The organism is Pseudomonas sp. WS 5503, from assembly GCF_012985385.1.
GTDB classification, from domain to species: domain Bacteria; phylum Pseudomonadota; class Gammaproteobacteria; order Pseudomonadales; family Pseudomonadaceae; genus Aquipseudomonas; species Aquipseudomonas paracarnis.
Window position 1 is genome coordinate 257,178 of the sequence record NZ_JAAQWI010000006.1, and the last position, 18,865, is coordinate 276,042.

10 protein-coding genes are annotated in these 18,865 nt (G+C 61.7%); 5 read left to right on the forward strand and 5 right to left on the reverse strand.

The features are described from left to right. Positions 1–249 precede the first annotated feature (249 nt). Positions 250–2,112: a sigma-54-dependent Fis family transcriptional regulator gene (locus HBO10_RS17480; RefSeq protein ID WP_034125781.1), complete on the forward strand. Its 1,863-nt coding sequence runs from the start codon at positions 250–252 to the stop codon at positions 2,110–2,112. A 41-nt stretch (positions 2,113–2,153) separates the two neighbouring features. Here HBO10_RS17480 and HBO10_RS17485 read toward each other — a convergent pair whose 3' ends face one another. After that, positions 2,154–2,933: an acetoin reductase gene (locus tag HBO10_RS17485; RefSeq protein ID WP_034125782.1), complete on the reverse strand. Its 780-nt coding sequence runs from the start codon at positions 2,931–2,933 to the stop codon at positions 2,154–2,156. A gap of 191 nt (positions 2,934–3,124) precedes the next feature. Here HBO10_RS17485 and HBO10_RS17490 point away from each other — a divergent pair, with 191 nt between their 5' ends. Next, the gene (locus HBO10_RS17490) at positions 3,125–5,287 is read left to right on the forward strand and encodes a TonB-dependent siderophore receptor (RefSeq protein WP_034125783.1); all 2,163 of its coding nucleotides are present in this window, start codon (positions 3,125–3,127) and stop codon (positions 5,285–5,287) included. Between the two features lie 128 nt (positions 5,288–5,415). On the opposite strand, the gene HBO10_RS17495 is transcribed toward HBO10_RS17490, so the two are convergent. From HBO10_RS17495 to HBO10_RS17510, 4 genes are all read right to left on the reverse strand, one after another. After that, on the reverse strand, positions 5,416–5,853 hold the full coding sequence (locus HBO10_RS17495) for a carboxymuconolactone decarboxylase family protein (RefSeq protein ID WP_034125784.1): 438 nt from the start codon (positions 5,851–5,853) through the stop codon (positions 5,416–5,418). A gap of 93 nt (positions 5,854–5,946) precedes the next feature. Next, complete coding sequence (locus HBO10_RS17500; RefSeq protein ID WP_034125785.1) at positions 5,947–7,392, reverse strand: mechanosensitive ion channel family protein; 1,446 nt, start codon at positions 7,390–7,392, stop codon at positions 5,947–5,949. A gap of 166 nt (positions 7,393–7,558) precedes the next feature. Continuing rightward, positions 7,559–8,425, reverse strand: a complete 867-nt coding sequence (locus tag HBO10_RS17505; RefSeq protein ID WP_034125786.1) for a pirin family protein — start codon at positions 8,423–8,425, stop codon at positions 7,559–7,561. Between the two features lie 76 nt (positions 8,426–8,501). Then, complete coding sequence (locus HBO10_RS17510) at positions 8,502–9,707, reverse strand: multidrug effflux MFS transporter (protein WP_034125787.1); 1,206 nt, start codon at positions 9,705–9,707, stop codon at positions 8,502–8,504. Positions 9,708–9,807: 100 nt separating this feature from the next. Between HBO10_RS17510 and HBO10_RS17515 the strand changes: the two genes are divergently transcribed. From HBO10_RS17515 to HBO10_RS17525, 3 genes are all read left to right on the forward strand, one after another. Further along, positions 9,808–10,914 (forward strand): efflux RND transporter periplasmic adaptor subunit, encoded by a 1,107-nt coding sequence (locus HBO10_RS17515; protein ID WP_034125871.1) that lies wholly within the window; start codon positions 9,808–9,810, stop codon positions 10,912–10,914. A gap of 2 nt (positions 10,915–10,916) precedes the next feature. Beyond that, positions 10,917–13,991, forward strand: coding sequence for an efflux RND transporter permease subunit (locus HBO10_RS17520; RefSeq protein ID WP_034125788.1), 3,075 nt, complete (start codon positions 10,917–10,919; stop codon positions 13,989–13,991). Between the two features lie 128 nt (positions 13,992–14,119). Next, on the forward strand, positions 14,120–18,865 hold the full coding sequence (locus tag HBO10_RS17525) for an RHS repeat-associated core domain-containing protein (protein ID WP_169922040.1): 4,746 nt from the start codon (positions 14,120–14,122) through the stop codon (positions 18,863–18,865).

Here is an 18,865-nt window from a genome sequence, read left to right on the forward strand (position 1 = left end):
TGTTCAGCACAGCTTGTGCCAACCGTCGAAAAAACCTGGCAAAGCCTTGATCCAGAGCCGCGCCACACAGCGATGCCCAGGCAAGTGGTCGGCTAAATGTGAGACGCAACCACGCAGTTCGACCCTTGAGTCTCAGCGGCATGAGACGCAGCGTCTCAATGCAGGCGTTGGTCAGGGTGCCCTTGTCCGTGGGCACACATGCGCGCTTAATGACGCGCATAACAACAAAGCTTGAGAACCGGAGGCTTTATGCTCGCCATGAACTCCAGGGAGCATGTCGACTGTGTCAGTCGCGTGGTCCGCAATGCCGAGCGCCTGCCCCAGGCGCCCGTGCCGTCGCTGATCTTCGATTCGTGGCGGCGGTCCATGGAGCAACACCGCCTGGACCCCGGCTCCCTGCAAGGTCCACGTATCCTCAGCGAACCCTTGCTCAAGGAATGCCGCGAGCGCGCCGAGCTGTTCATGCGCATCGCCGGCGAAGAAGTCGCACAGTTGCACCATCGCGTGCGCCATGCCGACTACTGCGTGATGCTCACCGACGCCCAGGGCCAGACCATCGATCACCGTGTCGATGCGAGCATTCGCACCGACTGCCGCAAGGCCGGCCTTTACCTGGGCACCTGCTGGTCGGAAGCCGAGGAAGGCACCTGCGGCGTGGCCACGGTGCTGACCAGTAAAACGGCGGTAACGGTGCACAAGCGTGATCACTTTCGCGCAGCGTTTATCGGCCTGACGTGTTCGGCTGCGCCCATCTTCGACCCGCAGGGCCACCTGTTGGGTGTGCTGGATGTCTCGGCGCTCAAGTCGCCGGATGACCGCGGCAGCCAGCACCTGATACGGCAGATGGTGGCGCAGAGCGCCCAGGCCATCGAAAACGCTTTTTTCATGCACAGCGCCCGGCAGCACTGGGTGTTACAAGCCCATAGCACTCCAGGCTTTGTCGACAGCCAACCCGACCTGCTGCTGGCCTGGGACCAGGACGGACGTCTGCACGCCTTGAACAGCAAGGCGCGTCAAGCCCTGCGCTTGCGCTTTGGCCAGCTGCCTGAGCATATCGGCGAAGTGTTCGATGTGGATGCATTGCGTGCAGCCACTGATCAGTCAACCCGGCAGTTGCACTGGCTGGGCAAGCCCGGCGCGGTACACGTGAGGGTCAATGCACCCCGACGCCCCTCGGTTCGGGCGCTGCCAGAGACTCAAGTCGACCCGCGGATCCAGGAGCACCTGCGCTTGGCTGCGCGGGTCAAGGACCGCAACCTGCCCGTGCTGGTGCAAGGTGAAACCGGCGTCGGCAAAGAAGTCTTCGCCCGCCAGTTGCACGAGCACAGCGCGCGCCGGCACGGGCCGTTTGTGGCGGTGAACTGCGCGGCGATTCCGGAGAGCCTGATTGAAAGCGAGCTGTTCGGCTATTCGCCCGGCGCCTTCACCGGAGCCTCCAGCAAAGGCATGAGCGGGCTGCTACTGCAAGCCGACGGCGGTACGTTGTTCCTCGACGAAATCGGCGATATGCCGTTGGCGTTGCAGACACGGTTGCTGCGGGTGCTGGCCGAGGGTGAAGTCGCGCCGTTGGGCGCAGCGAAAACCCGCGTGGTGAACATTCAGGTGATCTGCGCCAGCCACCGCGATTTGGCGGCGCTGGTCAGCGCGGGCCGATTCCGTGAAGACCTGTACTTTCGCCTGGGTTGTGCGCGCTTCTGCCTGCCGCCGTTGCGCGAACGCACCGATAAGCTGGCCCTGATCAATCGGCTGTTGGAGCAAGAGGCGCGTAACAGTGGCGTGTCGTTGGGCATCGGCCAGGCCACACTGCAATTGCTACTGGGTTATGCGTGGCCGGGCAATGTGCGGCAACTGCGGCATGTGCTGGCGTACGCCTGTGCGGTGTGCGAAGGCACTACACTGCAAGTGGTGGATTTGCCGATTGAAATCCGGGGCGAGCAGCCTCAAGGGCTGGAAGAGCAAAGCGCCAGCCCCGAGCGTCAAATGGTTCTGGATGCGTTGATTCGCCATCGCTGGAAACCCTCGCCTGCGGCACAGGCCCTGGGGATTTCAAGGGCAACCCTGTACCGACGCGTGAACCAACTGGGTATTGATATGCCCGGCAAAACCCACTGATACAAGGGATCGACTCCCACGCAGGCGAGTCGACCACGCTGTCAGCGGTAGACCAGGCCACCGTCGATCAACGGCGCCTGCCCGGTCATATAGTCTGCGTCCGGGCCTGCCAGAAATGCCACAAACCCCGCCACATCCTCCGGCGTTTGCGCACGGCCCAAGGCAATCCCATCCACGTACTGCTTGTAGGTTGCCCCCACCTGCGCCCCGGTAATCTCGGCCATGCGCTTGTCGATCTCAACCCACATATCGGTGCCCACCACACCGGGGCAATAGGCGTTTACCGTGATACCCGCGCTCGCCAGTTCCTTGGCCGCCGCCTGGGTCAAGGCGCGTACCGCGAACTTGCTCGCCGAGTAGACCCCTAACAGCGCAAAGCCTTCATGCCCTGCGATTGAACAAGCATTGATGATTTTGCCCTTCTGCTTGAGCGCCTTGAACATGTTGGCGGCCGCCTGGATCCCCCACAGCACGCCCTTGACGTTGATATCCAGGGTGCGCTCGACCTGCTGCGGGCTGACATCGAGCAATGAGTCGATCTGCGCCACTCCGGCGTTATTGACGATGATGTCGAATCCGCCCAGCGTCTGGTGGGCATGCTCTACCGCAGCCGTCACCTGTTCGCGTCTGGATACATCAGCGATGAACACAGAGGCTTTGCGGCCGGTGGCGACGATTTCGGCGGCCACGGCGTTGAGCTTGGCGCCGTCAATGTCCACCAACGCGACATCGGCGCCGTCCTGTGCAAGGCGCATGGCAATAGCCCGGCCTATGCCCTGCCCGGCGCCGGTGACCAGCGCGACTTTACCTGCGATACCCATGACAATCTCCTGAAACGATGAGGGGAGCCTTGTCTATCGCAAGCCGGCGCCTGGCTGTCGAGCCACAACAGGATCGGCATCGGAGCTGAGACGGGTTGTCTCGCCGTGCGAACCTTGCGCGAAAGCTTGTAAAAGGCCGCGCTTATGCCTAGCTTAGGCGCCCCCCGCCCAGCGCTTTAAGGCCTTGCCCCATGGTTTTGCGTTTTCGCCCCGTCGTCACTTCACGTTTCGCCCTCGGCCTGTTGCTCAGTGGCGGCATCGGCAGCAGCCTGGCCGCCGAGATCGAGTTGCCGACGGTAAAGGTCCAGGGCCAGGATGAGTCGGGCTACCGCAGTGAAACCGCGTCGGTGGGCGGCTTTGATGAAGCGCCGCTGTTGGACACCCCCGCCTCGATCACCGTGATCAACGCCGCTCTGATCAAGGACCAGCAGGCACGCTTGCTCAGTGAAGTGCTGCGCAACGATGCCTCGGTGGGCGACAGTTACGCGCCCATCGGTTATTACGAGAATTTCGTGGTGCGTGGCTTTTCGCTGAACGCGGCCAGCAGTTACAAGATCAATGGGCGCACCATCACCGGCGAGCAGAACGTCGCGCTGGAAAACAAGCAGCAGGTGGAAGTGCTCAAGGGCCTGGCGGGTTTGCAGAGCGGCATTTCCGAGCCCAGCGGGGTGATCAACTACGTGACCAAACGCCCCCAGGATGTGCGCTCGGTGACGGTGTCCACCGATGATCGCGGCAGTGGTTACATCGCCACCGATGTCGGCGGCTGGTTTGGCAGCGAGCAGCAGTTCGGCCTGCGCGCCAACGTCGCCCATGAAGACCTCAATGCCTATGTGGAACACGCCAACGGCCAGCGCGATTTCGTGTCCCTGGCCTTTGACTGGAACATCAGCCCCGACGCCGTGCTGCAACTGGACGCCGAATACCAGAACAAGCAACAGCGTTCGGTACCGGGGTATCAACTGCTGGGGGGCACCGAAGTGCCCCACGGTGCTTCACCGAAGAAGCTGTTGGGGCACCAGACGGGCGGCAAGCAGGTCGGGATTGATTCGCTGAACCTCAACGGCAAGTTCGAGTACCGTTTCAGCGATCAGTGGAAAGGCAGTGTCAGCGCGGCGCGTAGCAAGGTGGTGATTGATGACTACAGCTCGTTTGCCTGGGGTTGCTATGGTTCGGCCAGTTGCAGTGCCGCCAGCGTGCCGAACTACTTCAGCCCCGAAGGCAATTACGACGTCTACGACTACCGCAGCCCGGACGACACTCGCCGCGACGACGAAATCCAGGCGGCCATGACCGGCCTCTTCGACACTGCCGGCATCGGCCATGAACTGACCTTTGGCAGCAGCGCGTTTCGCCGAGTGATCGACAAACGCAAGTCGGTCAACGAATTCATCGGCACCGCCAATATCAACGAAGAGGTGCCGAGCTTTCCCCCGACCGACAAGCCGTTGAACGACAGCCACCGCAACCTCGACAGCCGCCAGTACGGACTGTTCGTCACCGACCGCATCCGCTTCAACGAGCACTGGCAAACCATCCTCGGCGGCCGTGAAGTGCGCCTGGACGAAAAAGCCTTCGACAGCGTCACCGGCAACCAGACGCGCCACACCCAACAGTACGTGTTCCTGCCCCAGGCCTCGCTGATCTACAAGCCGGTGGACAACGTTTCGCTGTACACCAGCTACAGCAAGGGCCTGTCCCTGGGCGGCACCGCGCCGTGGTTTGCAAGCAATGCCGACGAAACACTCGCCCCCACCGTCTCGCGCCAGATCGAAGCCGGGGTGAAATACGACTGGCGCCGTATCAGCTTCGCCGCCGCTGTATTCCAGACGCGCCAGGCTTACCAGTACGCCAAGCCCGAAGGTGGCACGTTCAACTACGTGCAGCAGGGCCAGCAAAAAAACACCGGCATTGAATTGTCCGCCAACGGCTGGGCCACCGACCGTCTGCAGATCGCCACCAGCGTGGCCGCGATCCGAGCGCGGGTGAGCGGCAGCGGCACGCAGGAATACGAAGGCCACCAGGCGATCAACGTGCCCAAGCTGCGCGCCAGCGTGTACGCCGACTACGCCCTGCCCTGGGTCAACGGCCTGGCGGTATTGGGCGGCGTGCAATACAGCGCCAAGAAGTCCGCCAATCGCACCGGCAACGTGGAAGTGGGCGACTACGCGGTGGTCAACGTCGGCAGCCGCTACACCACCAAGGTCGATGGCTACGAGACCGTGTTTCGCCTGAGCGTCGATAACCTGTTCGACAAGCGCTACTGGCGCGACGCGGGCGAGTATATGGGCGATGACTACCTGTTCCAGGGCGCACCGCTGACGGCGCGCCTGAGTGCTTCAGTAAATTTCTGAACCTCCGACTCTGTGGCGAGGGAGCTTGCTCCCGCTGGGGTGCGAAGCGCCCCCCAAAATCCGGCTCCAGCTTCGCTGTCGAGCGGGAGCAAGCTCCCTCGCCACAAAAAACGGCTACTCTCCGATCGTTACTTGGGCATCTTGCGAAAGCCCACCGCCAGGCGGTTCCAGCTGTTGATGGTGGCGATGGCGACGCTCAGGTCGACTTGTTCCTGTGGGCTGAACTGCGCAGCCAGGGCGTTGAAGTCTTCGTCGGGGGCGTGGGTGTGGCTGAGCAGGGTCAGGCTTTCGGCCCAGGCCAGGGCAGCACGCTCGCGCGGCGTGAAGAACGGGGTTTCACGCCAGGCCGACACGGTGTACAGGCGCCGCTCGGTTTCGCCGCCCTTGCGTGCATCGGCGGTGTGCATGTCCAGGCAGAACGCGCAGCCGTTGATCTGCGAAACGCGCAGGCGCACCAGTTCCAGCAGTGGCAGTTCGATGGAAAGTTTGCCGACCGCCGCTTCCAGGGCGAGCATGGCTTTCATGGCGTCTGGGGAAGCGGTGTAGAAATCGGTACGGGTTTGCATGGTGTTGCTCCAGGACAGTGGGATTGGTGAGCAGGTTAGTCACCCCGGCGTCCTGGAGAAATAGCCAATCCGGGCGAAGAACAGGTGACCAATCTACAGGCCGCGGTTCCTCAGCCACTGGATGAAGCCCTTCTTGACCGGTACCACGGGCGCGTCTTCGGTCAGGGCCTGGGCGGCATGGCGGCGGAAGTCCAGCAGCGCCTTCATGGCTTCGCCGATATCATGCCGGGCGTCCAGGCACGGCTTGAGGTATTCATTTTCGATGCGGTAGAGCGTGCAGTAGGTCTTGGCCGAAAAATCCGCCAGCGCCGCCTGGTCGGAGAGAATGCCGGACTCACCGATCACCTCCCCAGGGCCCATGCGCCCAGCCTCGAACTTGTGCCCGTCCTTGATCAACAGCACCGAGACCACGCCGGACTCGATGATGAACAGGTGATCGCTGACCTCCCCCGCCGCCAGGATCATCTCACCGGCGCGGTAGGTGTGCAGGGTCATGTTCTGGCTGAAGGTGTCTTTTTCTTCCTGGCGCAAGGTGGAGAAGATCGACGAGCGCTCCAGCAAGGCGCGGGCGCCAGACACCGCAGGCGGCGTGCTGCCTTCGGTGGCGGACAACAGCCCCACGCCCGCCGCCTGCAAATGCCGGTAGGCCAGGTCGTAAAGCTGGTTGCGGGTTTCGCGCTTGAGGCCCATGGCCGGCACAAAGCCGCTGATTTCATATTCCACGCCACTGCCGGTGGACGCCTTGAACGCGACGCTGGGCGCCGGCTGGGCCAGCAACGGCCGGCAGCCCTGCATCGCACGCTCCAGCGCTTCGATCACGGTTTGCGGGCGCGCATGGGGACTGACTTGCAGGCTGACCGCCAGGCCGAACATGTCCGCCGGACGCGAGAAGTTGATGATCTTGGCCTTGGCCGCCAGGGAGTTGGGGATCACCGCCAGGCTGCCCTGAGAGGTTTGCAGGCGCGTGGCGCGCCAGTCGATATCGGTGACACGGCCTTCGGTGCCGTCGATGGAGATCCAGTCATCGATCTGGTAAGGCTTGGTGGTATTGAGGACGATCCCGGAAAACACATCGCTCAGGGTGCTTTGCAAGGCCAGGCCGACGATGATCGCCACGGCGCCGGAGGTGGCCAGCACGCCCTTGACCGGCAGGTCGAGCACGTAGGCCATGGCGGCGATGATCGCAATGAGGAAAATCACTGCGCCCATCAGGTCCTGCAACAAACGCCCGGTATGGCCGACCCGCTGCATCATCACCGCGCCGAGCAATACCGTGAGGGTGCGCGCGGCGAACAACCACCAGCCGATCTGCAGCGCCGTGGCGGCCAGATGCAAGGTGGTGTCATCGGCATAGGGCGCCGCTTGCATGGGGTTCATGCCGTCGTTGAACAACACGGCACTGAACACCGCGAAAATCACCAGCCGCGCTGCGAGTTTCCAGTTGGCCAGGTTGGGGGAAATAAGGCGCCACACGGCGATGTCGATCAGGATCAACGCCACGGCGCACAGCATCGGGTGATCAGCGATAAATGAGGGCATCCAGGCGACTCCAGGGCGAATGCCGAGAAGATCGCATGAAATCAGAAACCTGGAAACAAAATGTAGGAGCTGGCTTGCCTGCGATGCAAACACCGCGGTGTATCAGCTACACCAGGGTGATGCTATCGCAGGCAAGCCAGCTCCCACAGGAGGTGGCGGTGAACCGTCAGGCGTGCATTTGCCCGAACTGGCCCGACTGAAAGTCGGCAAATGCCTGGTGAATCTCCTGCTCGGTGTTCATCACGAACGGACCGTGCCCGACGATGGGCTCGTCGATGGGTTCGCCGCTGAGCAGCAGCACCTTGGCGTCGTCGTTGGACTCCAGGGTCAGTTGCTTCCCGTCGCGCTCGAACAGGGCCAATTGCCCCTGGCGTGCGACTTCTTCGCCATTGATCAACAACGTGCCGCTGAGCACCACCAAGGCGGTGTTACGCCCGGCGTGCAGGTCCAGCGTGACCGCTTTACCGGCGTTGAGGCGCAAGTCCCATACGTCTATCGGCGTGAAGGTGCGGGCCGGGCCTTGAGTACCGGCAAATTTCCCGGCGATCAGGCGCAGGTGGCCGGCGTCGTTTGCCAATGGCAGCACCGGAATGTCGCCATCGACGATGGTCTGGTAACCGGCATCCGCCATTTTGTCCTTGGCCGGCAGGTTGACCCACAGTTGCACCATCTCCAGTGCGCCGCCACTACGAGCGAAGTCTTGGGAGTGAAACTCTTCGTGCAGGATCCCTTTGGCTGCGGTCATCCATTGCACATCGCCCGGGCCGATTTTGCCGCCGGCACCGGTAGAATCGCGGTGCTCGACTTCGCCGTCGTAGACGATGGTCACGGTTTCAAAACCGCGATGCGGGTGCTGGCCGACGCCGCGACGTTGTTCAGTCGGGGTGAATTCGGCTGGACCTGCGTGATCCAGCAACAGGAATGGGCTGATGTGCTTGCCCATGGTGTCGTAGGAAAACAGCGTGCGTACCGGGAAGCCGTCGCCGACCCAGTGGGCGCGGGGGCTGGTGTAGATACCAATCAGCTTTTTCATGGTGTACCTCCAAAGTGAGTACACCTTAAATCGCCTCACCCTTGAGCACTAGCCGGTAAAAATGGCCCTGATCGTTCTATATATAGGACAGCGTTTTAACCTGGCGCTGGCGCAGCAGTTGAAAGGCAACCAGTGCCGACAGTGCAAACCCGGCCTGGATAATGATCATCGGCGCGGCACTGCCATCGCGTAACTGGCTCAGCAGCAACCCGCTGCACGTGGCGCCGAACATCTGTGCAAATCCCATGAGCCCGGCGGCTAAACCCGCACGGTGCGCATTGGGCATCACGGCCCCGGTAACGGATCCCGGCAGCACCAGGCCGCCGCCGAGCGTGACCAGGGCGATGGGAATATCCAGCCCCACTACCGACAACCCGAACACGCCGTAAATCGCCAGGGCTGCCACCCCGCCCACCGCCACCATCGTCACACCCATCGCCACAATGCGCTGCGGCCCCAGGCGCTGAATGTTACGCCGGGTATAAGTGGAGCCGACGATCAGCATCGACACAATCAGTCCGAAGTTGAGCCCGTACTCAAGGCTGCTGAACCCCAGCAGATTGATAAACACCGCCGATGAACCCGCGATCACCGCAAACATCGCGCCATAGGTACACGCCAGGGCCACCGCGTAAGCACGGTACTGGCGCCCCTTGAGCAGATCCAGATACTGCCCGCCGAGGGTGCGCCAGTGTGCGGCCCTGGGATCGAGGTGATGATTGCTCTCGCGAAAGAACAGCAGCGCCAGCAATAACACCAGGCTGCCGATCACCAACGCCAGGGCGATGGGCGCACGCCAACCCAGCAATTTGATCAGTAAGCCCCCTGCTATCGGCGCAACGACGATGGCATACAACATGCCGATCATCGTCAGCGCCAGGGCCGGGCCTGCCTCGGCTTTCCACACATCGCGCACCACGGTGCGCGCTAGTACCAGCGCGGCGCACGCGCCCAGGCCTTGCAACACCCGGGCGGCGATAAACTGCTGGATGTCGGTGACCAGCAGCATCGCCAGCGTCGCCACTACGTAGAGCGTCAGGCCCCCGATCAAGACTGGCCGCCGGCCGATGCGATCCGACAGCGGCCCGAACAGTAACTGCCCCAGGCCAAACGCAGCAACGAATGCCGACAGCGCCATCAGTGCCGAGCCTTGCGGCGCCTGCAGCGCGTGCTCGATGGCACCCAGGCCGGGGATGATCAGTTGCGTCGAGACTTCACCCAATGCGGTGAGGGCAACCAGCAAGAACAGCAAGCTGCGTGAGGGTGCCGGGGCGTTTGCCATGGGGAGTATCCGGGGGCTGGATTAATTTATATTTCGACCATAATATGAGCGAAAAATTATGTCCATAATTTTTTGCCCTATGGTCACCCTGGAGTTCGTCATGCCCCCTCTCCCCCTGCGCCTTCTCACGCCACTGGCTCTGCTGGTGGTCCTCAGTGGCTGTAACAGCAAGGCCGACAGCGCCGCCCAGGCGCCCACATCGCGCCCGGTGCTGGCCGCCACAGTCGAAGCAGCCGGCACCCAGCAAAGCGCCTATACCGGCGTGGTGGCGGCACGCACTGAAAGTGACCTGGGCTTTCGGGTCAGCGGCAAGGTGATCGAGCGCAAGGTCGACCCCGGCCAGCACGTCTCCCGTGGTGACACCCTGTTGGTGCTGGACATCGGCGACTTCGAACTGGCGCTTCGCTCGGCCAAGAACCGCGTCAACGCCGCCCAGGCCCAACTGCGCCAGCGTCGTGACGATGAAAACCGTTACCAGCGCCTGGCCAGCACCGGCGCGGTGTCGCGGCAGATCTTCGACCAGTCGGCCACCAACCTGCGCGTCGCCCAGGCCGAACTGGCCGCGGCGCAATCGGATGCCAGCCAGATCGAAAACCGTCGCACTTATTCGGTACTCAAGGCCGATGGCGACGGCATCATCACCGACGTGCTGGCCGATCGCGGCCAAGTGGTGGCCGAAGGGCAAATCGTGGCGCGCCTGGCCCATGACGGCGCCCGCGAAGCCATCGTCAACCTGCCGGAGAACCGGCGTGACCTGGCTGCGCAAAAAGCCCTGGCGTTTCCCTTTGGCGCAGCCGACCAGGCCGTGACCGCCACCCTGCGCGAACTGTCCGCCAGCGCCGACCCGGTCACCCGCACCTACCGCGCACGTTACGTGCTGCAGGGTTCGGTCGAGCGTTTCGCCCTCGGCTCCACCATCACCGTGCGCCTGCAAGGCAACGGCCAGCCCCTGCAAACCCGCGTGCCGATTGGCGCCTTGCAGGATGCGGGGCAAGGCACGGGCGTATGGCTGATTGGCGATGATCAAAAGATCAGCTTTGCCCCGGTGAAGGTCGCCAGCCTCGGTCAGGAAGACGCCTTGCTCGACAGCGGCGTAACACCCGGCCAAACCATCGTCGCCCTCGGCGCTCACCTGTTGCACAGCGGCGACACGGTGCGCTTGCTGCCCGCCCAGGCCCTGGCCCTCAACCGTAAGCAGGATCAATGAGTATGCGCGGGATCAACCTCTCCGAACTGGCCGTCAAGCACCGCGCCGTCACCTTATTCTTGCTGATTGCGATCCTCGTTGCCGGGGTCTTCGCGTTCGGCAAGCTGGGGCGCGCAGAAGACCCTTCGTTTACCGTCAAAGTCATGACCATCACCGCCGCCTGGCCCGGCGCCACCGCCCAGGAGATGCAGGAGCAAGTGGCCGACCGCCTGGAAAAGCGCCTGCAGGAACTGGACTACTACGATCGCGTCGAGACCATCGCCCAGCCAGGCTTTGTGTCGATGCGCATGACATTCCTGGAGTCCACGCGCCCGAGCGAGATTCAGGAGCTGTTCTACCAGACCCGCAAAAAACTCAGCGACGAAGCCACGCGCCTGCCCAAGGGCGTGATCGGGCCGTTTTTCAACGATGAATATTCCGACGTGTACTTTGCGTTGTACGCCCTGGAAGCCGAACACCTGCCCCATCGCCAACAAGTGCAAATGGCCGAGGAGCTACGCCAGGGTTTGCTCAACCTGCCAGGGGTGAAGAAGGTCAATATCCTTGGCGAGCAGGCCCAGCGCGTGTTTGTCGAGTTCTCCTATGAGCGCCTGGCGACCCTGGGCATCAGGCCCGAACAGATCTTCGCCGCCCTCGCCGCACAAAACGCCGTGGCGCCCTCAGGCTTCGTCGAAACGGCGGGCGCCCGCGCTTATATCCGCATCGACGGCGCGTTCGACAGCCTGGCCTTGATCGAGAACGTGCCCCTGCAAGTCAATGGCCGCGTATTGCGCATCGCCGATGTGGCCACCGTGAGCCGCGGTTATGAAGACCCGCCCAGTTATCGCATCCGCCATCAGGGCGACCCGGCGTTGATGCTGGGCGTGATCATGGAGAAGCACTGGAACGGCCTGGAACTGGACAAGAGCCTGCAGGCCCAGGAAGCCAGAATCCAGGCCGACCTGCCGCTGGGCGTGAACTTCGCCAAAGTCTCCGACCAGGCGAAAAACATCAGCCTGGCGGTCAACGAGTTCATGCTCAAATTCTTCGTGGCCCTGGCGGTGGTGATGCTGATCAGCCTGTTGGCCCTGGGCTTTCGCGTGGGGCTGGTGGTGGCGGCGGCCGTGCCGCTTACGCTGTCGATCGTGTTCGTGATCATGCTGGTCACCGGCCGTGAATTCGATCGCGTGACCCTCGGCGCATTGATCATCTCCCTGGGCCTGTTGGTGGACGACGCGATCATTGCCATCGAGATGATGGTGGTCAAACTCGAAGAAGGCTTTGACCGCATCCACGCGGCCACCTATGCCTGGAGCTCTACGGCGGCGCCGATGCTGACCGGCACCCTGGTCACCATCATCGGTTTTCTGCCGGTTGGGTTTGCGCGCTCCGGGGCGGGTGAGTACGCCGGCAATATCTTCTGGATAGTGGGTTTCGCCCTGATTTCATCCTGGCTGGTGGCCGTGGTGTTCACGCCTTACCTGGGCGTGAAGTTGTTGCCGCAGATCAAGCCAGTGCCCGGCGGGCATGATGCGATTTATGCCGGGCGCTACTACCAGAAACTACGCAGCCTGGTGGAGGCCTGCGTGCGCGGGCGCTGGCTGGTGACCGGCATGGTGGTGGCCGCGTTCGTGGTATGCGGCCTGGGTATGGCGGTGGTGAAGAAACAGTTCTTCCCGGACTCCGACCGCTCGGAGCTGATTCTGGAAGTGTATATGCCACCCGGCAGCGCCTTCAAAAGCACCGAAGCCGTGGCGGCGCAGGTGGAGAAGGCGCTGTTGCAAGAGCCGCAGACCAGTATGGTCGACACCTATGTGGGCGGCGGTGCACCGCGGTTTTTCCTGTCGTTGAACCCTGAAATGCCGGACCCGGCGTTCGCCAAGTTGATCGTGCAAACCCCGGACTCCCACGCCCGCGACGCGCTGAAACTGCGGATGCGCGAGCGCATTGCGGCAGGCGAATTTCCGTCGGCGCGGGTACGGGTCACGCAGCTCGTCTTCGGCCCGCCGGTGCCGTTCCCGGTGGTGTTTCGCGTCTCGGGGCCCGACCTGAGTGTGCTGCGCGGGCTGTCTGAAGACGTGCGTCAGGTCGTGGCCGGCAACACGCTGACCAGAGACACCTTCCTAGAATGGGGCGAGCGTGCCAGCGGTTATCGCCTGGTGCTGGACCAGGATCGCTTGCGCTTGCTGGGTTTTACCCCCGACGAGGTCAAGTCCCAACTCAACGCCCTGCTCAGCGGCAACCCGATCACCGAAGTTCGCGAAGGCAACCGCACCGTCTCAGTGGTGGCCCGCGCCCAAGGCAGCCAACGCGAAGACCTGGCCAACCTCAACAACATGACGCTGACCAACAGCGCCGGTACGTCGGTGCCGCTGGCACAGGTCGGGCATTTTCAGGCGGTGATGGAAGAACCGATCCTCAAGCGCCGTGACCGCGCCACCACCGTGGAGGTACGCGCCGACATCATCGATGGCGTACAACCGCCCGATGTGGAAATGGCGGTGTACAAAGACCTGCAACCGCTGATCGCCAAGCTGCCCAGCGGTTACAAAATCGACATCGGCGGCCCGGTTGAGGAAAGCGCCAAGGCCAACGTGGCCCTGGCGGCGCTGTTTCCGATCATGATCCTGCTGACCCTCACGGTGATCATGTTCCAGGTGCGCTCGTTCGGCGTGATGTTCATGGTGTTCGCTACCGCGCCGTTGGGCCTGATTGGTGCAGTGCCGACCTTGTTGCTGTTCAACCAGCCGTTCGGCTTCAACGCGATCCTGGGCCTGATTGGCATCGGCGGCATTCTGATGCGCAATACGCTGATCTTCACCGACCAGATCCGCCAGAACCAGGACCACGGCATGGCGATTCGCGAGGCCATTATCGAAGCTACCGTGCGGCGTGCCCGCCCGGTGATCCTGACCGCACTGGCGGCGGCGCTGGCGTTTATTCCGTTGACGCTCTCGGTGTTCTGGTCGTCGCTGGCTTATGTGCTGATTGGCGGTGTGCTGGTAGGCACGGTGTTGACGCTGTTGTTCCTGCCGGCGCTGTGCAGCCTGGTACTGCGCGACAAGGTTGCTGAAACGTCCCACGTAACTGCCGGATAAGCTCTACTCCCCTCCGCTTTCCACCGCTGCAAAGTCCCTCGCCTGATCAAACAGTGCGAGGGATTGCAGATGGTTTTTCCTGTTAGTGCCTTGGTTACCTGGCCGCCCCTCGTGGGGAGCCGCTGCGGATGACCCAAGCAGCCAAAATTACCTTTATCGAACACGAGCTGGATGGTTTCCATCAGAGCCTGGTGGAGTACCGCCAGCAGATGGGCGCCTGGTATTCGCGTGCGCTGGATACGGTCAGTCATGCAGCGGACATGCCTTCGTTGCTGGGTATGGATCGGGTGTTGCGGGTTGGGGATGCACAGCAGTCGGTCGGTCTTGGCGATGCGGACTTTTCCACCGTGGCCCGCTGTCCGGCAGGGGGTGTGCTGAAGATCCAGAGCAGGTTCGAGTCAGCGTACGACGTGGCGATCGGCAATATTCCGGTTGAAGTGATCGGGCTGGATGACGGCAGCTCCAGGGTCATCCTGCTCGACGAGCACGGCGACGGTTTCCACGAATGCGCCGCCGGCGGGCGCTATCAGGTAAGGGTTCAGGGCGGTGTTTCAGCGCAGCAAGTCGATGCCTTGTTTGCTTCCTATGCCGGGCTGACTGCGGATCTGGAGCAATGGCTGCGCGAGCAGTGGCAAGGCTTCAAGCCGCATTGGCAGCAATCCCCCGCCAGCGCAATAGGCAACGGCGTGCTCGCCGGCAGTTGGGCAGCGATCCGTGACGTGTGGGACAGCATCAAGCAGGTGCAGGCGATTCTTGAAGACCCGCTCAAGTACGTCGAGCAACTGGGTAACGAGGCGGCGAAGTTGGCGCAAATCGCCATCGATGCGCCCAAGGTCATGGAACAGGCGATGTTGCTGGCCAGTGATGAGGCGGCGCTGTACCTGTTACTGCGCACCGCCATGATCTGGCTGGAGGCGTTACCGCCTAGTGAAGTTGCGCAAGCGGCCGCCGGTTTTATGGTATCGCTGCTGATTGACCTGGTGATTGGCGTGGTGTTGACCATCGCGCTGCCGGCAGCGGGCGTAGCGTATTTGAGTATGCGCCTGGTCAAGTACGGCGCAGGGATTCTTCAGTCAGCCGTGGGTTTCGTGACCGGTGTGCTGACGATCCTCACAACGTTCATGCGGGCGGTGGACCGCTACAAAGCGGTGGCGGTTCGCGGGGTGGTGGGAGGGCTGAAGCAAGGCGCGGTGCAGATGCGCTGGCGAGCGCGGCAGAACGTAGTGCTGACGCAGAAAGAGCGTGTGGATGATTTGCCGGCTGTGGCTTCAAATCCTAAAGGCGATGCGGCGGCGCCAGCGGACAAGACCGTTACCCACGGTTGCCCGGTGTCGATGGTTACAGGCGAGGAATTGCTGACACTCACCGACGGCGCACTGGACGGGATTTTGCCGTTTGCGTGGACGCGGCTGTATCGCACCAGTGCGGTGGATGTGGATTGTGGGTTGGGGTTTGGTTGGAGTCATGGGCTGGCCCATCGGCTGGTGGTGTCGGGCGATTCGGTGGAGTGGACTGACCATGAGAATCGCTCGACCACCCTGCCCTTGCCGACTTCAACTCGACCGGCGATTACTAACAGCCTGGCCGAAGCGGCGATCTACTTGGGTTCGGCTCCTGATGAACTGGTGCTGGCCCAGGCCTCGCGTTTCTACCACTTTCGCGACGGTGTGCTGACAACCATCAGCGATGCGTATGACAACCGGCTGCGCCTTTGCCGGGATCGTTCAGGGCGGATTGAGCGGCTGGATAACGGTGCTGGCCGCTCGTTGCTGTTGCGTTATGAGTCGGATCGCATCGTTGCGGTGGACTACCAGGTGCATCGCGCCAAAGGGCGTGAGCCTTACGTATGGGAAACCGAACAGAACCTCGTTTCCTACGCCTATGACGAACATGGACGACTGGTTTGCGCGACCAATGCTGTCGGGGAAAGCGAGCGTTATCGGTACGACGATCAGCACGTCATTCTTGAACGCCAACTGGCCGGTGGGGCGAGTTTCTTTTGGGAGTGGGAACGCGCGGGCAAGGCGGCTCGCTGCGTGCGGCATTGGGCGAGTTTTTCGCAGATGGACACGCGCTATGCCTGGGGCGATGACGGGCGTGTCACCGTGCACAACGCTGATGGTAGCCAGGAGGTGTATGTCCATGACCAGCGGGCGCGGCTGGTGCAGCGCATCGATCCAGGCGGCGCCACGCACTTTAAATCCTACGACGACCAGGGGCGGCTGACCGTCGAGCAAGACCCGATGGGCGCGGTGACGGCCTATCAGTATGACGACGCCGGACGCTTGGTCGCGCTGTTTCCGGGGGATGACGAGCCAACGTCCTACGAGCATGACAACGGTTTTGTACGGGTTGTCAGACGTGGGGAGGCGGTCTGGAAATATGAGCGTAATGAGCAAGGCGATGTTACGCGTAGGACCGATCCCGATGGAGAGGTTACTGACTACAGCTACAACAAGCACGGGCAACTGACTGGAGTTTGGTACCCGGATCACAGTTGCCATCGACTGGTGTGGAACGAACGCGGGCAACTGCTTGAAGAGCAATTGCCCCATGGTGGGATCAAGCGTTATCGCTATGACGACTTGGGGCATCAAGTTGCCTGTGAGGATGAACACGGCGCGCAGATAGCCTATGAATGGGACAGCGTCGGTAGGCTGATTCGCCTCGTCTTGCCAGGCGGTGGTTGTAGGGAATTCAGCTACAACCCCTACGGCAAAATCATCGCCGAACGCGACGAACTCGGCCACGTCACCCGCTACGAATACGCCGACGGCCTGCACCTGATCAGCCGCCGTCTCAACGCCGACGGCACCCAGGTCAAGTACCGCTACGACAACGCCCGGCTATTGCTCACCGAGATCGAAAACGAAGCCGGCGAAACCTACCAACTCGACTACCACCCCAACGGCCTGATCCGCCAGGAAACCGGCTTCGACGGCCAGCGCACCGCCTATGCCTACGACCTCAACGGCCACCTGCTGGAAAAGACCGAATACGGCGACGATGGCAGTCAGCTAATCACCCACTACCAGCGCGACCACGCCGGGCGCCTCGTACGAAAAACCCTGCCCGATGACAGCGTTGTCGACTATGCCTACGACCGCCAAGGCAACCTCCTCAGCGTCGAAGACGGTCACTGGGCGTTGGCCTACGAATACGACCGCCAAAACCGCCTCACCGCCGAACACCAAGGCTGGGGCACCCTGCGCTACGGCTACGACGCCTGCGGGCAACTGAAAAACCTGTGCCTGCCGGACAATAACCGCCTCACCTTCAACCACGACAAAGGCGGCCACCTCGCCACCGTCGAACTCAACGGTGAAGTGCTTACCTCGCACCTATTCAAGAGCGGTCGAGAGCATCAGCGCCAGCAAGGCCAAGTGCTCAGCCACTACCACTACGACGACCAACACCGCCTGCACGCCCACGCGGTAACACAGCAACAAAACCACCTCTACCAACGCCAATACGACTACGACAAATCCGGCAACCTCACCCGCCTGCTCGACACCCGCAAAGGCGAACACCGCTACCACTACGACCCCCTCGCCCGCCTGACCCGCGCCGACCACTCCCAAGACGTGCAGGAACGCTTCGGCCACAACCCCGCCGGCAACCTGCTGATGCAAGACCGCCCCGGCCCGGACATCGTCGCGGCGAATCGTCTGATGATCCAGGGCGACCGTCATTACGACTACGACGCCTTCGGCAACCTCATCCGCGAACGACGCGGCAAAGGCCAGCAACTTGTCACTGAGTACCGCTACGACTGCCAGCATCGATTAATCAGCATCACAAAACCGAACGGCGAAACCGCCAGCTATCGCTATGACCCATTTGGACGCCGCATCAGCAAAACCGTGGACGACAAAACCACCGAGTTTTTCTGGCAAGGCGACAAGCTGATTGCCGAGCACCACGCAGAACGTCATCGAAGCTACCTCTACGAACCCGACAGCTTTCGCCCACTGGCACTGCTGGAAGGCTTTGGCCCACAAGCCACAAAGCCCTACCACTACCAACTCGACCACCTCGGCACCCCGCAAGAACTGACCAGCCCCGAGGGCGAGATCGTCTGGTCCGCCCACTACCGCGCCTACGGCCAGATCGCCCGGCTCGACGTGGGCAAAATCGACAACCCACTGCGTTTCCAGGGTCAATACTTCGATCAGGAAAGCGGGCTGCACTACAACCGCCATCGCTACTACAATCCGGATGTTGGTCGCTACCTGACGCCGGATCCGGTGAAGTTGGCGGGTGGGGTCAATGGCTACCAGTACGTGCCCAATCCGACAGGGTGGGTGGATCCGCTAGGCTTGAATTCATGCCCAGGTGCTGGCGGGTGTAAACCCAGCACTAGTGCTCCAAACCCTACGGAGAGTGTTAACCACGGAGAGCCTGCCTTACCGCAACTGACCCGCGCGCAGCGGCAGGCGAGAATTGATGAGCTTGCAGAAGCAAACGCATACAGACGTTTGAAAGAGATCGAACAAGCATTCCCAAGAGCACATTTTTTGGAGAAGCACGGCGCGCAGACAACCCCCAACTCCCAACTCGAAAGAGTAAGATCGGGTAAAAACCCAACAACAGAAGAAATCGAAAGATACATTGGTGGAAGAAAAGATGGTGAACCCAAAATACCTACTGCAGCTACTAGATATTTCAGCCATCGGGACCAACTCAACGCCATTTATCGCGCACAACTTATATTTAAGTATACAAACCTACAAATATCTCGCAGACCAATGGACATGGGAAAAATAATTGGAGAAGGATACAAAAAAAATAATTTTGAGTATGGAAGACAAAGCAAAGCTATTGTAATACTTGATAACGATGGCAATCCGATTACTGCGTACACGGAATTCTAA

What these genes read in the sequence shown, in the direction of transcription:
- HBO10_RS17480 (WP_034125781.1), top strand. Translation starts at nt 250, where the DNA reads ATGCTCGCCATGAACTCCAGGGAGCATGTCGACTGTGTCAGTCGCGTG.
- HBO10_RS17485 (WP_034125782.1), bottom strand. Translation starts at nt 2,933, where the DNA reads ATGGGTATCGCAGGTAAAGTCGCGCTGGTCACCGGCGCCGGGCAGGGC.
- HBO10_RS17490 (WP_034125783.1), top strand. Translation starts at nt 3,125, where the DNA reads ATGGTTTTGCGTTTTCGCCCCGTCGTCACTTCACGTTTCGCCCTCGGC.
- HBO10_RS17495 (WP_034125784.1), bottom strand. Translation starts at nt 5,853, where the DNA reads ATGCAAACCCGTACCGATTTCTACACCGCTTCCCCAGACGCCATGAAA.
- HBO10_RS17500 (WP_034125785.1), bottom strand. Translation starts at nt 7,392, where the DNA reads ATGCCCTCATTTATCGCTGATCACCCGATGCTGTGCGCCGTGGCGTTG.
- HBO10_RS17505 (WP_034125786.1), bottom strand. Translation starts at nt 8,425, where the DNA reads ATGAAAAAGCTGATTGGTATCTACACCAGCCCCCGCGCCCACTGGGTC.
- HBO10_RS17510 (WP_034125787.1), bottom strand. Translation starts at nt 9,707, where the DNA reads ATGGCAAACGCCCCGGCACCCTCACGCAGCTTGCTGTTCTTGCTGGTT.
- HBO10_RS17515 (WP_034125871.1), top strand. Translation starts at nt 9,808, where the DNA reads ATGCCCCCTCTCCCCCTGCGCCTTCTCACGCCACTGGCTCTGCTGGTG.
- HBO10_RS17520 (WP_034125788.1), top strand. Translation starts at nt 10,917, where the DNA reads ATGCGCGGGATCAACCTCTCCGAACTGGCCGTCAAGCACCGCGCCGTC.
- HBO10_RS17525 (WP_169922040.1), top strand. Translation starts at nt 14,120, where the DNA reads ATGACCCAAGCAGCCAAAATTACCTTTATCGAACACGAGCTGGATGGT.